12 protein-coding genes are annotated in these 12804 nt (G+C 66.3%); 10 read left to right on the top strand and 2 right to left on the bottom strand.

The features are described 5' to 3' along the window. Positions 1 to 10: 10 nt before the first annotated feature. Positions 11 to 766, bottom strand: a complete 756-nt coding sequence (locus NR810_RS34805; protein ID WP_257458816.1) for a hypothetical protein — start codon at positions 764 to 766, stop codon at positions 11 to 13. 449 nt (positions 767 to 1215) lie between these two features. On the opposite strand from NR810_RS34805, the gene NR810_RS34800 reads away from it, so the two are divergent. From NR810_RS34800 to sbnB, 10 genes are all read left to right on the top strand, one after another. Continuing rightward, positions 1216 to 1917: a polysaccharide deacetylase family protein gene (locus NR810_RS34800; protein ID WP_257458815.1), complete on the top strand. Its 702-nt coding sequence runs from the start codon at positions 1216 to 1218 to the stop codon at positions 1915 to 1917. 13 nt (positions 1918 to 1930) lie between these two features. Continuing rightward, positions 1931 to 2590, top strand: coding sequence for a class I SAM-dependent methyltransferase (locus NR810_RS34795; RefSeq protein WP_257458814.1), 660 nt, complete (start codon positions 1931 to 1933; stop codon positions 2588 to 2590). A gap of 137 nt (positions 2591 to 2727) precedes the next feature. After that, positions 2728 to 4023: an NADP-dependent isocitrate dehydrogenase gene (icd, locus tag NR810_RS34790; RefSeq protein WP_257458812.1), complete on the top strand. Its 1296-nt coding sequence runs from the start codon at positions 2728 to 2730 to the stop codon at positions 4021 to 4023. Between the two features lie 21 nt (positions 4024 to 4044). Next, entirely contained in the window at positions 4045 to 4986 is a 942-nt protein-coding gene (mdh, locus tag NR810_RS34785) for a malate dehydrogenase (RefSeq protein ID WP_257458811.1), read from the top strand. A gap of 230 nt (positions 4987 to 5216) precedes the next feature. Further along, positions 5217 to 7094, top strand: coding sequence for a succinate dehydrogenase flavoprotein subunit (sdhA, locus tag NR810_RS34780; RefSeq protein WP_257458810.1), 1878 nt, complete (start codon positions 5217 to 5219; stop codon positions 7092 to 7094). 12 nt (positions 7095 to 7106) lie between these two features. Beyond that, positions 7107 to 7937 carry a succinate dehydrogenase iron-sulfur subunit gene (gene sdhB / locus NR810_RS34775; protein WP_257458808.1) on the top strand — a complete coding sequence of 277 codons (831 nt, stop codon included), beginning with the start codon at positions 7107 to 7109 and terminating at the stop codon, positions 7935 to 7937. 225 nt (positions 7938 to 8162) lie between these two features. Then, on the top strand, positions 8163 to 9323 hold the full coding sequence (gene sucC / locus NR810_RS34770; RefSeq protein WP_257458807.1) for an ADP-forming succinate--CoA ligase subunit beta: 1161 nt from the start codon (positions 8163 to 8165) through the stop codon (positions 9321 to 9323). 24 nt (positions 9324 to 9347) lie between these two features. Next, on the top strand, positions 9348 to 10250 hold the full coding sequence (gene sucD / locus NR810_RS34765; protein ID WP_257458805.1) for a succinate--CoA ligase subunit alpha: 903 nt from the start codon (positions 9348 to 9350) through the stop codon (positions 10248 to 10250). Between the two features lie 36 nt (positions 10251 to 10286). Then, complete coding sequence (gene ndk / locus NR810_RS34760) at positions 10287 to 10730, top strand: nucleoside-diphosphate kinase (protein WP_257458804.1); 444 nt, start codon at positions 10287 to 10289, stop codon at positions 10728 to 10730. Positions 10731 to 10864: 134 nt separating this feature from the next. After that, positions 10865 to 11878 carry a 2,3-diaminopropionate biosynthesis protein SbnB gene (sbnB, locus tag NR810_RS34755; protein ID WP_257458803.1) on the top strand — a complete coding sequence of 338 codons (1014 nt, stop codon included), beginning with the start codon at positions 10865 to 10867 and terminating at the stop codon, positions 11876 to 11878. A gap of 164 nt (positions 11879 to 12042) precedes the next feature. Here the strand turns inward: sbnB and NR810_RS34750 are convergent, their stop codons facing one another. Then, positions 12043 to 12804, bottom strand: a complete 762-nt coding sequence (locus NR810_RS34750) for a DUF5953 family protein (protein ID WP_257458802.1) — start codon at positions 12802 to 12804, stop codon at positions 12043 to 12045.

The raw sequence follows: 12804 nt of genomic DNA, 5'->3' as shown, positions 1-12804 counted from the left end.
GCTCCAGGCCCTAGGCGGAGAGGGCCTTCTGCGTCTTCACCGTCACGGCGACCTGGACCTTGTTGGTGGTCCGCGCCTTCGTGCTGCTCTGGGCGTAGGCCATCCACTCCGCGAACATGTCGGTGAAGAGCTCGAAGACCGCGTCCACCAGGGTGAGCGCCTTCTTCTCCTCCTCCTCCGTCAGCGCGATGTCCGCGAGCTTCGCCTCGACGTCCTCGGTGCCCATGGCGTGGCCGCTCTCCAGATCCTTGTGGAGCTTGCCGAAGTAGGCGAGCTCCTCGCCCGTCGCCTTCTCGTACTCGAGCGCCAGCTCGCTGAACCGGGTGAACGCCACGTCTCCCGTGGCCTCGATGGCCTCCACGATCGCCATGCGCACGCGCGGGTTGGTGTCCTCGATGAGCCCCATCAATCCGTAGATCGTCTGGCGGGTCTTCTTGCGGTCCTCCCCCCAGAGCAACCGCAGAGCGCCATTGAGATCCATGCTGGAGTTCAGCTCCAGCGTCCGCAGATCCTTGAGGTACATGCCCCAGTGGTGATCGTCCTCGCGGCTGTGGACGTTGATCATCTGCTGGACGGGATCGTCCGAGCCGTCATCCCGGAGGGCGTACTTGTTGACGTCCGAAAAGCCCATGACGAACGGAGCCATGCAGGGCACGAAGCTGAACCGCTTGCGGGCGTCGATGTCGCGGTTCTGGATGAACGTCATCAGCTCCGTTGCCGCCAGGGCCCGCTTGTTCTCTTCGATCCGCTTCATGACCTGCTTCATGGCTCCGTCTCCTGCTGGGTCGTTTCCGACACCGCCACATGGGGGGATGTGAAGTCCGCGAAGGACATCGGCGCGGGGGCGGGTTCGTGCGGACACCCTGTTTCGCGTCGACATGAGTAGTTCTAGCGGATTTTTCCGCGTAGGTCAAAAAGAAGAAGATCAAAACTAGTCATTTTTGTGTGGAGACCCTGGAAAAATGGCCTGTTTTGTGCGTCTCTTGTCTACCTTGGGCGACTTTTCGAGGGGTATTTCCCGGCAAGGTGTCGATTGTGACTCATCTGGTGGGTTTGACCCAGGGGTTTGAGCCCCCGAATCGAGGGCGGAGGGCCACGGAGTGTCTCCGTGCCCACGCACAACGCGTCCGTTCCGCCACGAAAAGAGGGCCCGGAGGTGGCTTCTGGACGGATCGGCCCCTGCAGTGAGGTCCGGGGATGGACAGGAAGCGCTGGGTGCGTTGGGCGGTCGGGACGCCGCTGGTGGTGCTGGGGCTGCTGGTGGGGCTGTGGCAGCTCTCGAGGTCATGGACGTTCCAGCTCTTCGGCGAGCTGCACGCCCGGGTGGAGACCTCCGAGAAGGTGGTGGCGCTGACGTTCGATGACGGGCCGAGGCCGGGTCAGACGGAGGCCATCCTCGACATCCTGAAACGGCACGGGGTGAGGGCCAGCTTCTTCATGGTGGGCCGCAACATCGAGCGTCACCGGGAGCTGGCGGCGAGGGTGCTGGCCGAGGGGCACCAGCTGGGCAACCACTCGTATTCGCACCGCCGGCTGATCTTCAAATCGCCGTCCTATGTGAGGGAGGAGCTCGACAGGACGGACGCGCTGCTGCGGGGGTTGGGGGTGGAGGGGGAGCTCCTCTTCCGGGCGCCGAACGGCAAGAAGCTGGTGGTGCTGCCCTGGCTGCTGTCCCGGAGCGGTCGCAAGCACATCACCTTCGACGTGGTGCCCAGGGACGACGCGGAGCAGGACGTGGAGCTGCTGACGTCTCGGGTGATGGAGGCGGTGAGGCCGGGCTCCATCATCCTGTTCCACGATGGAGGACAGGAGAAGCCGGGGACGGTGAAGGCCGTGGACATCGTCCTGGGGCGGCTGCGGGCGCAGGGGTACCGGTTCGTGACGGTGTCCGAGCTGCTGGCGCTCGGCGGCGGGTAGAGTGCCCGCCGTCATGGACGAAGCGGAAGAGCAGGGCGTGCGGCGGGTGTACGGGGAGATCGCCGGCATCTACGAGGCGTTCTTCCCCTCGCTGCACCGGTACGAGGGGAGGGTGGAGCGGTTCCTCGGGGAGGTGGTGGCCCCTGGCTGCCGGGTGTTGGACGTGGGGTGCGGCCCGGGACAGCTCACGCGGGAGCTCGCCCCGTCCGTGGAGGTCGTGGGGGTGGATCTCTCACCCGAGATGATCGAACGGGCGCGGAGCGGCCGGCCCTCGGGCGAGTACCGGGTGCACAGCTACCGCGACCCGCTCCCCGAGGAGCTCGGCCGCTTCGACGTGGCGCTGGCGGTGGGGTGCCTCGACTTCTGTGATGACCTGGGCCGGACGCTGCGCCACGTCTCCGCGGTCTTGAATCCGGGCGGGCGGCTGCTCTTCACGGTGCTGGAGCGCCGCCCGGGGCTGGAGGGGCACGAGGAGGCCCGGCGGCGGGTCCAGACGGCGGACACGGAGGTGACGCTGTACTTCTGGTCCTTCGAGGAGACGGCCCGGGTGCTCCTGGACGCGGGTCTGCTCCCCCGCGGCTACGCCCACGCCCCGGGGTGGGTGCAGCTCACCGAGCAGCGGACGATGCGCTTCGGCTGGTGGGATGTGGAGCGTCGCCAGCAGGGGCGCTGACCCTGGGGATTGGCTCCGATAAGTCAGGACGCTCGGAGAGCTGCCGAACGTCCTTGACGCGAGGGGCCAGTGTTGCAAAGCATCCGCCGCCCACAAGGTCACACTCTCTTTCAAGATTCCAGTCAGGAGCTTCGTCCATGGCGCCTCCGAGCGGCGAGAAGATCACCCTGAAGAACGGCAAGCTGTTCGTTCCGGACAACCCCATCGTCCCGTACATCGAGGGTGACGGCACCGGCCGCGACATCTGGCGCGCCTCCCAGGCCGTCTTCGATGCGGCGGTGGAGAAGGCGTACAAGGGCAAGAAGAAGATCGCCTGGTTCGAGGTGCTGGCCGGCGAGAAGGCCTTCAAGACGGTCAACAACTGGCTGCCCGACGAGACGGTCACCGCCTTCCGCGAGTACCTGGTGGGCATCAAGGGCCCGCTGACCACGCCCGTGGGCGGTGGCATCCGCTCGCTCAACGTGGCGCTGCGCCAGATGCTGGACCTGTACGTCTGCCTGCGTCCCGTCCGCTACTTCAAGGGCGTGCCCAGCCCGGTGAAGACCCCCGAGAAGGTCGACATGACCATCTTCCGGGAGAACACCGAGGACATCTACGCCGGTATCGAGTTCGAGGCGGGCAGCGCCCAGGCCGCCAAGGTGCTCGAGTACCTCAAGAAGGAGTTCCCCAAGGACTTCGGCAAGATCCGCTTTCCGGAGAACGTGGGCATCGGCGTGAAGCCCGTGTCGAAGGAGGGCACCGAGCGGCTCGTGCGTGCCGCGATCGAGTACGCCATCGCGCACAAGCGCAAGAGCGTGACGATCGTCCACAAGGGCAACATCATGAAGTTCACCGAGGGCGCCTTCCGCAAGTGGGGCTACGAGCTGGCCGCCCGCGAGTTCGGTGACAAGGTCTACACCTGGGATCAGTGGGAGGCCACCAAGGCCGCCAAGAGCGAGGACGCCGCCAACGCCGAGCAGAAGGCCGCGGTCTCCGCCGGGAAGATCATCATCAAGGACTCCATCGCGGACATCACCCTGCAGCAGGTGCTGACGCGTCCGGACGAGTTCGACGTCATCGCCACGCTCAACCTCAACGGTGACTACCTCTCCGACGCGCTGGCCGCGCAGGTGGGCGGCATCGGCATCGCGCCGGGCGGCAACATCAACTACGTCACCGGCCACGCCGTCTTCGAGGCCACCCACGGCACCGCGCCCAAGTACGCGGACCTGGACAAGGTGAACCCGGGCTCGGTCATCCTCTCGGGCGAGATGATGCTGCGCCACATGGGCTGGCACGAGGCCGCGGACCTCATCATCTCGGGCATGGACAAGGCCATCGCCAACAAGACGGTCACCTACGACTTCGCCCGCCTGATGCGCCAGGAGGGCCAGGGCAACGTGACCGAGGTGAAGTGCTCGGAGTTCGGCCAGGCCATCATCAAGAACATGTAGTCGTCAGGGGAGACAATCCACATGGCTCACACCAAGAAGAAGATCGGTCTCATCGGCGGCGGTCAGATCGGCGGCAACCTGGCCCTGCTCGCGGTGCAGAAGCAGCTCGGTGACGTCGTCCTCTACGACATCCCCGCGGCCGAGGGCATGGTCAAGGGCAAGGCGCTGGACATCAACCAGCTGTCCGCCGTGGACGGCTACGACTGCCGCGTCACCGGCTCCACCGACTGGAAGGACGTGGCCGGCTCGGACGTGGTCATCATCACGGCCGGCGTGCCCCGCAAGCCGGGCATGAGCCGCGAGGACCTGCTCGAGGTCAACCTGAAGATCATGCGGGACGTGGCTGCCAACATCAAGCAGCACTGCCCCAACGCCTTCGTCATCAACGTGGCCAACCCCCTGGACGCCATGGTGTTCGCGCTCCAGAAGATCTCTGGCCTGCCCAAGAACATGGTCGTCGGCATGGCGGGCGTGCTCGACACCAGCCGCTTCAAGTGCTTCATCGCCGAGGCGCTCGGCTGTTCCATCCGCGACGTCGAGGCCCTGGTGCTCGGCGGCCACGGTGACGACATGGTTCCGCTCGTGCGTCACAGCACCGTGGGCGGCGTGCCCCTCACCCAGCTCATCGCCAAGGAGAAGCTGGACGCCATCATCGACCGCACCCGCAAGGGCGGCGCCGAGCTGGTGAACCTCTACAAGACGGGCAGCGCCTACTTCGCCCCCGCCTCCAGCTCCATCGCCATGGCCGAGAGCTACCTGCTCGACCGCAAGCGCGTGCTGCCGGCCGCCGCCCTGCTCGAGGGGCAGTACGGCATCAACGGCTACTTCTTCGGCGTCCCCACGCAGATCGGCGCGGGCGGCGTGGAGAAGATCGTCGAGGTGCAGCTCAACGACGCCGAGAAGGCCGAGCTCAACAAGTCCTTCGAGTCGGTGAAGAAGACCGTCGGCGAAGTGAAGCTGTAGTCCCTCCCGCCGCGAGCCGGCCCGGTCCCGCGTGGCGCGAGCCATCGCGGGGGCCGGGCTGAGCGGGGCTGATGCCGGAGATGGAGTGGGCTTATCCCTCCACTCCGGTAATCTTTGCGGCTCGCTGAATTCACCAGTTAACTAGCCAGAGGTATCGCACCGGAGGTCTGAGCGGCGCGCCGTCCCAGCCCAAGGGTCCCCCGGCCCTCCGGTCACCAAGGAGACGCAGCATGGCAGCAGCAGCGCGGTTCACGGTGGTGGGCGGCGGACTCGCCGGGCTGATGACCACCATCAAGCTTGCCGAGGCGGGCCACCAGGTCGACATCCTGTCGCTCGTGCCGGTGAAGCGTTCCCACTCGGTCTGCGCCCAGGGCGGTATCAACGGCGCGGTGAATACGAAGGGTGAGGGCGACTCCCCGGAGATCCACGTCAAGGACACGCTGCGAGGCGGCGACTTCCTGGCCGAGCAGATCTCCGTTCGCGGCATGTGCTACGCGGCCCCGGGCATCATCTACCTGCTCGACCGCATGGGCGTGACCTTCAACCGCACGGCGGAGGGTCTGCTGGACTTCCGGCGCTTCGGCGGCACGTTGCACCACCGGACGGCCTTCGCGGGCGCCACCACGGGCCAGCAGCTGCTGTACGCGCTGGACGAGCAGGTGCGCCGCTGGGAGGCCGAGGGCCGCGTCACCAAGTACGAGTACTGGGAGTGGCTCGGCACGGTGAAGGACGGCACGGGCCGCGTCATCGGCAGCGTGGCCATGGATCTGCGCACCAATGAGATCCGCACCTTCCCGGCCGAGGCGGTGTGCCTGGCCACCGGTGGCCCGGGCATCGTCTTCGGGCGCTCCACCAACTCCATCATCAACACCGGTACCGCCGCCGGCCGCGCCTTCATGGAGGGCGCCATCTACGCCAACGGCGAGTTCATCCAGGTGCACCCCACCTCCATCCCGGGTGAGGACAAGCTGCGCCTGATGAGCGAGTCGGTGCGTGGCGAGGGCGGCCGCGTCTGGGTGCCGCGCAAGAAGGGCGACACGCGCGACCCGAAGAACATCCCCGAGAGCGAGCGCTTCTACTTCCTCGAGGAGAAGTACCCCAAGTACAAGAACCTCGTGCCGCGCGACGTGGCCACGCGTGAGATCTTCACCGTGTGCCGCGAGATGGGCCTGGGCCTCGGCGGCGGCGACGCCGTGTACCTGGACGTCACGCACATCCCGGCCCACGTCCTCACCGCCAAGCTGGGCGGCGTGATGGAGATCTACGAGAAGTTCGTGGGGGATGATCCGCGCTACGTGCCCATGAAGATCTTCCCGGGCATGCACTACTCGATGGGCGGCCTGTACGTGCGCTTCGAGGCGGGCCCCAACAACGAGCCGCTCGCCGGCAGCCCCATCAACCAGTCCACCAACATCCCCGGCCTGTACGCCACGGGCGAGGCGGACTACGCCTACCACGGCGCGAACCGCCTGGGCGCCAACTCGCTGCTGTCCTGCATCTACGGCGGCATGATCGGCGGCCCGGCCATGGCGGCCTTCGCCAAGAACAACGCGAAGAGCGCCACCGACGCGGACAACCAGAAGTACTTCGCCGAGTCGAAGAAGTTCTGGGAGGAGCGCTTCGCCACCATCAAGAAGATGGACGGCAAGGAGAACGCGTACGGGCTCACCAAGGAGCTGGGCGACCTGATGACGGAGAACTGCACCGTCGTCCGCTACAACGACCGGCTCAAGAAGACGCTCGAGCGCATCCGCGACTTCAAGGATCGCTGGAAGAACCTCAACGCGCTGGACACCGGCAGCGTGGGCAACCGCAGCATCTCCTACGCCAACCAGCTGTGGAACATGTTCGAGCTGGCCGAGGTCATCGCCAAGAGCGCGCTGCTGCGCGACGAGAGCCGCGGCGCCCACTACAAGCCGGAGTTCTCGCTGCCCGAGCCCAAGTCGAAGGATCCTCGCGAGGATCCCCAGTGGATGGAGCTGTGGAAGAAGCGCCATGAGAAGTGGGCCAAGACGACCATCGCGAAGTACGCGGTGGAGGGCCCGCAGATCAGCTACGAGGACATCCCCACGCCCGTGCTCGACCCCGAGCCGCGCTGGTACGCCTGAGGAGGGAAAGACATGGACAACGCGACCGCGCAGGCGCCTGTCAGCACCAACACCAAGCACGTCACCTTCCGCATCTGGCGCCAGGACGGCCCGGACAAGGCGGGCCGCTACGACGAGTTCCGCGTCCCGTATCGTCCGGGCGCCAACGTCGTCTCCTGCCTCATGGAGATCCAGCGCAACCCGGTCACCACGGACGGCCGCAATGTTCCTCCGGTCATCTGGGACGCCGCCTGCCTCGAGGAGGTCTGCGGCAGCTGCGCCATGAACATCAACGGGCGGGTCCGCATGGCCTGCTCGGCGCTGATCGACCGCATCATCGGCAACGGGGAGCCCATCATCACCCTGGAGCCGATGAAGAAGTTCCCGGTCACGCGCGACCTCGCGGTGGATCGCAGCCGCATGTTCGACGCGCTCAAGCGCGTGAAGGCGTGGATCAACATCGACGGCACGCACAACCTCGGCCCCGGTCCCCGTCAGTCCCCGGGTGATCAGACGGTGATGTACAAGCTGTCCACGTGCATCACGTGCGGCAGCTGCCTCGAGGCGTGCCCCCAGGTGACGATCGACAACGACTTCCTCGGCGCCGCCGCCATCAGCCAGGCCCGCCTCTTCAACATGAACCCCACCGGCAAGATGAACGCCGAGGAGCGCGTCCGGGGTCTCATGGGTCCGGGCGGCATCCAGGACTGCGGCAAGGCGCAGAACTGCGTCAAGGTGTGCCCGAAGGAGATCCCCCTGACCACGTCCATCGCGGTGATGAACCGCGAGGTGACCAAGCAGGTCATCAAGGACATCTTCTTCGACCAGGAGGACGAGAAGAAGTCCGCGGGCGGACCTGCCTAGCAGGGCAGGGGAGTGTTCGTTTCACCGCTGTTGCTCGGGGCCCTGTGTCCGGCCGTTCCTCGCCGGGCCGGGGCCCCGGTTCTTTACCGGTCCGCGGGTTTCGCCCTTGACAATAGGGCCTTGCCAAGCGGGCCATTCTGCGCGAGAGAGGCAGCCGCGTCGTCCCGCCCCGGGGATTTGCTCCCGGGTGCCAGTCTCGCGTCACCCGCGTCACCCGGAGCTTCGATGAAGATCCACGAGTACCAGGGCAAGGAACTCTTCCGGAAGTATGGCGTCCCCACGCCGAGGGGCATCCTCGCGCTCTCGCCCAACGAGGCCGAGGCGGCCGCCAAGCAGCTGGCGACCCCCGTGGTCGTCGTGAAGGCCCAGATCCACGCGGGTGGCCGCGGCAAGGGTGGCGGCGTGAAGCTCGCCAAGAGCCCCGCCGAGGCCAAGGAGCTCGCCAAGCAGATGCTCGGCATGAAGCTCAAGACGATCCAGACCGGGCCCGAGGGCCAGACGGTCCACAAGGTCTACATCGAGGAGGGTCTGGCCATCGGTCAGGAGCTGTACCTCGGTGTGACGCTGGATCGTGCCACCTCGCGCATCACCTTCATGGCCTCCCGTGAGGGCGGCGTGGAGATCGAGGAAGTGGCCGCCCACAGCCCCGAGAAGATCCTCCGCGAGGCGGTGGACCCGGCGGTGGGCTTCCAGGACTTCCAGGGCCGCAAGCTGGCCTTCGGCCTGGGCCTCACCGGCCCCACGGTGAACAAGTTCGTCCAGTTCTGCTCCGCGCTCTACCGCATGTACGTGGAGACGGACTCCTCCCTGGTGGAGATCAACCCGCTCGTCATCCTCAAGGACGGCGGCGTGGTGGCGCTCGACGCGAAGGTGAACTTCGACGAGAACGCCCTCTACCGGCACAAGGAGCTCATCGAGTACCGCGACGTGGCCGAGGAGGAGCCTCGCGAGACCCAGGCCAAGGAGTGGGACCTGGCCTACATCGCGCTCGAGGGCAACATCGGGTGCATGGTGAACGGCGCCGGTCTGGCCATGGCCACCATGGACACCATCAAGCTGGTGGGCGGTGCGCCGGCCAACTTCCTGGACGTGGGCGGTGGCGCGAGCAAGGAGAAGGTGACGGCGGCCTTCAAGCTGATCCTCGCCGACCCGGCCGTGAAGGCGGTGCTCGTCAACATCTTCGGCGGCATCATGAAGTGCGACGTCATCGCCGAGGGCATCATCGCCGCGGCGAAGGAAGTGCAGCTCAAGGTTCCGCTCGTGGTGCGGCTCGAGGGCACCAACGTGGAGAAGGGCAAGGAGCTGCTGCGCAACTCCGGCCTCGCCATCACCCCCGCCGACAACCTCCGCCAGGCCGCCGAGAAGGCCGTCGCGGCGTTGAAGTAGTCCAGGCAGAGAAAGGTTCAAGCCATGAGCATCCTCGTCAACGAGAACACGAAGGTCCTCTGCCAGGGCATCACCGGCTCGGCGGGCTCGTTCCACTCCAAGCAGATGCTGGAGTACGGCACGAAGCTGGTCGCGGGCGTCACGCCGGGCAAGGGTGGCACCGACTTCGAGGGCAAGGTCCCCGTCTTCAACTCGGTGGCCGACGCGGTGAAGCAGACCGGCGCCAACACCTCGGTCGTCTTCGTTCCGCCCCCCTTCGCCGCCGACTCCATCATGGAGGCCGCTGACGCGGGCATCTCCCTCATCATCGCCATCACCGAGGGCATCCCCGTCAACGACATGGTCAAGGCCAAGCGCTACCTGCAGGGCAAGCCCGGCGTGCGCCTGATCGGCCCCAACTGCCCCGGCGTCATCACCCCGGGCGCCAGGTGCAAGATCGGCATCATGCCGGGCCACATCCACAAGCCGGGCCGCATCGGCGTGGTGTCGCGCTCCGGTACGCTCACCTACGAGGCCGTGTTCCAGCTCACCCAGCTGGGCCTGGGCCAGTCCACCGCGGTGGGCATCGGTGGTGATCCGGTCAACGGCACGGACTTCGTGGACGTGCTGAAGCTGTTCAACGCCGACCCCGAGACGGATGCCGTCATCATGATCGGCGAGATCGGCGGCGACGCCGAGGAGCGCGGCGCCGAGTACGTGGCGCGCGAGTTCACCAAGCCCATCGCCGGCTTCATCGCCGGCCAGTCGGCGCCCCCGGGCAAGCGCATGGGCCACGCCGGCGCCATCATCTCCGGTGGCAAGGGCACGGCCTCGGAGAAGATCAAGGCGATGGAGGCCGCTGGCATCGTCATGGCCGCCAGCCCCGCCGAGCTCGGCACCACGCTGCAGGAGGCCGTCAAGCGCGGCGTCCCCAAGAAGAACCGCTAGTCCCACCTTTCACACGACACACCGAGGACCACCACAATGGCCATCGAGCGTACGCTGTCCATCATCAAGCCCGACGGGCTGCAGAAGGGCGTCATCGGCAAGATCATCTCCCGCTTCGAGGAGAAGGGTCTCAAGCCGGTCGCCATCCGCCTGCAGCAGCTCTCCCAGGCCCAGGCCGAGGGGTTCTACGCCGTCCACAAGGCGCGCCCCTTCTTCAAGGACCTGGTCAACTTCATGATCTCCGGCCCCGTGGTGCTCATGGTGCTGGAGGGTGAGAACGCCGTCCTGGCCAACCGCGACATCATGGGCGCCACCAACCCGGCCAACGCCGCTCCTGGCACCATCCGCCGCGACTTCGCCACCAGCATCGACCAGAACACGGTGCACGGCTCGGACAGCCTCGAGAACGCCAAGATCGAGATCGCGTACTTCTTCCGCGAGACCGAGATCCACGGCTACGACTGGACGGCCAAGAAGTAGTCCCCAGGGCCTCGCGCCCAGGACCCGGCCCGGCTCCCTCCTCCTCGGCGGGACCGGGCCGTTGTCTTTTTCGAAAGACACCGTACTTCGAGTGAAGGCGGGAATAAGATGGCGCCCCTCCCAGGAGCCACTCCATGTCCTTCGAATTCGCCATCGTCCCCGGCAAGGTCATCCACGAACTCATCCATGGCGACATCGCCGGCTGTGTCCAGCAGGTGGAGCGTGCCTATCTGCTTCATGGCGAGCGCAAGAGCGTCAACCCGGACAGCTACTTCCTGCGCTTCCCCGACAAGCCGGACGCCCGCATCATCGCCCTCCCGGCCTACCTGGGCGGCGACTACGACGTGGCGGGGCTGAAGTGGATCTCCAGCTTCCCGGCGAACGTGAAGAAAGGCTTCCCCCGGGCCTCCGCCGCGCTGCTGCTCAATGACTACGAGACGGGCTACCCCTTCGCCTGCCTGGAAAGCTCCATCATCTCGGCGGCGCGTACGGCGGGCTCGGCGGTGCTGGCGGCGCAGTGGCTCAATGGAGGGCAGCGGCGCACGCGCTCGCTGGCCATCGTCGGCAACGGCCTCATCGCCCGCTACATCTACGACTTCTTCCTGAAGATGAACTGGGAGGTGGAGGAGGTGTGGCTGTACGACACCACGCCTGGCGAGGCCGAGCGCTTCGCGGACAAGGTGTGCGACAAGGCGCGGCACCGTCGCGTGCACGTGGCGCCGGATCTGGCCACCGCGCTGCGCTCCAGCGACATGGTGCTGCTGGCCACCACGGTGCCCACGCCCTACATCACCGACGCGAGCCTGCTGTCCCACCATCCCATCGTGCTCAACATCTCGCTGCGCGACGTGTCGCCGGAGATCGTCCTCCAGAGCTACAACATCGTGGATGACGTGGAGCACGTGATGAAGGCGAACACCTCGCCCCATCTGGCGGAGAAGCTCAGCGGGGGACGTGACTTCGTCACCGGCACGCTGGCCCAGCTCATCAAGGGCGAGTGCAAGGTGGACCGCTCGCGCACCATCCTCTTCTCGCCCTTCGGTCTGGGGGTGTTGGACCTGGCGGTGGGCTCATGGGTGTTCGAGCAGGCGAAGGCCGCCGGGAAGACCGTGGAGATCAACGACTTCTTCTACGAGCTGACGCGCTAGTCCCCGGAGCATCCACGCGGCGGGTTCGATTCCCGCCGCCTCCACATTCAGAAGCTCAGCAATCTCAAGGGGTTGCTGGGCTTTTTCTTTGCCCTCGTTCACCTTCCCGGTGAGCCAGCAGGCGGCGCCTTGATGAGCACGGCCACCGCGAGCAGTGCCGAGCCTCAAGGGGTGGAGCGCCCGCCGATCTCCGGGAAGCGCTCATAGGCCCGTTTAAGCGCGTCCAGGTGCGCGGGGTTGTCCAGGTCGAGCGGCGCATCAGTGAGCCGAACAACCCACCCGCCCGTCGCGGTACGCCGTGAGCGCGAAAGCAGCTCCGCGTCGCACGTCGGGTCCGGAAAGCCGATGGTCCGTGCAGCGGCGTCTGACCAGTAGTTCAGCCACCCGAGGCGATGCGGAATCTCTGGCGAGCGCATGGCGCTAGGGGATCTGATCACCGGCAGGCCACGGGGAGGCGGCTCCAGGTCGTCTGGCCGATTCTTCGTCTGGCGTGCAATGTCCACCCCCGCGCTGAACGGCGTCGCGTGCCCCCAGAACGCGTGTGCTTCCTCCGCCACAGCCTCTAGCAAAGCCGCCGCAGCCGCGATGCCGTCCGCGGACAGAGGCACTGACACATGGAATTCAAACTGTGCCCGACCGCCAGGGGACATCCCCGCCGGTTTCCTCCATCCCATTACGCTCACTCGGAAGTTGTCATCGATGCTGCGCAGAGTCGGAAATTCCCCGCGCTTACTCTCGCGGGCAACGAGTGCATCACGATCCTGTAACGGGATGAGTTGTCCCTCGTCAGAAATCATAAGCCCGATGCACAAGCCAGGAACTGCGCGTTCCATTGCATGAACAACAGCCAATGGACGGCCATCATTGACCGCAAGCGCAGGCGCGTAGACGATCATGGTCATCTGGTCTTTTCGTGTGGCGGACAT

Origin of the sequence: Archangium lipolyticum (assembly GCF_024623785.1) — a bacterium.
Taxonomy (GTDB): domain Bacteria; phylum Myxococcota; class Myxococcia; order Myxococcales; family Myxococcaceae; genus Archangium; species Archangium lipolyticum.
Note: the sequence above shows the minus strand (reverse complement) of the source record. Positions and strands in the feature narration are given on the sequence as shown.

What these genes read in the sequence shown, in the direction of transcription:
- ndk (WP_257458804.1), top strand. Translation starts at nt 10,287, where the DNA reads ATGGCCATCGAGCGTACGCTGTCCATCATCAAGCCCGACGGGCTGCAG.
- icd (WP_257458812.1), top strand. Translation starts at nt 2,728, where the DNA reads ATGGCGCCTCCGAGCGGCGAGAAGATCACCCTGAAGAACGGCAAGCTG.
- sucC (WP_257458807.1), top strand. Translation starts at nt 8,163, where the DNA reads ATGAAGATCCACGAGTACCAGGGCAAGGAACTCTTCCGGAAGTATGGC.
- NR810_RS34795 (WP_257458814.1), top strand. Translation starts at nt 1,931, where the DNA reads ATGGACGAAGCGGAAGAGCAGGGCGTGCGGCGGGTGTACGGGGAGATC.
- sdhA (WP_257458810.1), top strand. Translation starts at nt 5,217, where the DNA reads ATGGCAGCAGCAGCGCGGTTCACGGTGGTGGGCGGCGGACTCGCCGGG.
- sucD (WP_257458805.1), top strand. Translation starts at nt 9,348, where the DNA reads ATGAGCATCCTCGTCAACGAGAACACGAAGGTCCTCTGCCAGGGCATC.
- sdhB (WP_257458808.1), top strand. Translation starts at nt 7,107, where the DNA reads ATGGACAACGCGACCGCGCAGGCGCCTGTCAGCACCAACACCAAGCAC.
- mdh (WP_257458811.1), top strand. Translation starts at nt 4,045, where the DNA reads ATGGCTCACACCAAGAAGAAGATCGGTCTCATCGGCGGCGGTCAGATC.
- sbnB (WP_257458803.1), top strand. Translation starts at nt 10,865, where the DNA reads ATGTCCTTCGAATTCGCCATCGTCCCCGGCAAGGTCATCCACGAACTC.
- NR810_RS34750 (WP_257458802.1), bottom strand. Translation starts at nt 12,804, where the DNA reads ATGTCCGCCACACGAAAAGACCAGATGACCATGATCGTCTACGCGCCT.
- NR810_RS34805 (WP_257458816.1), bottom strand. Translation starts at nt 766, where the DNA reads ATGAAGCAGGTCATGAAGCGGATCGAAGAGAACAAGCGGGCCCTGGCG.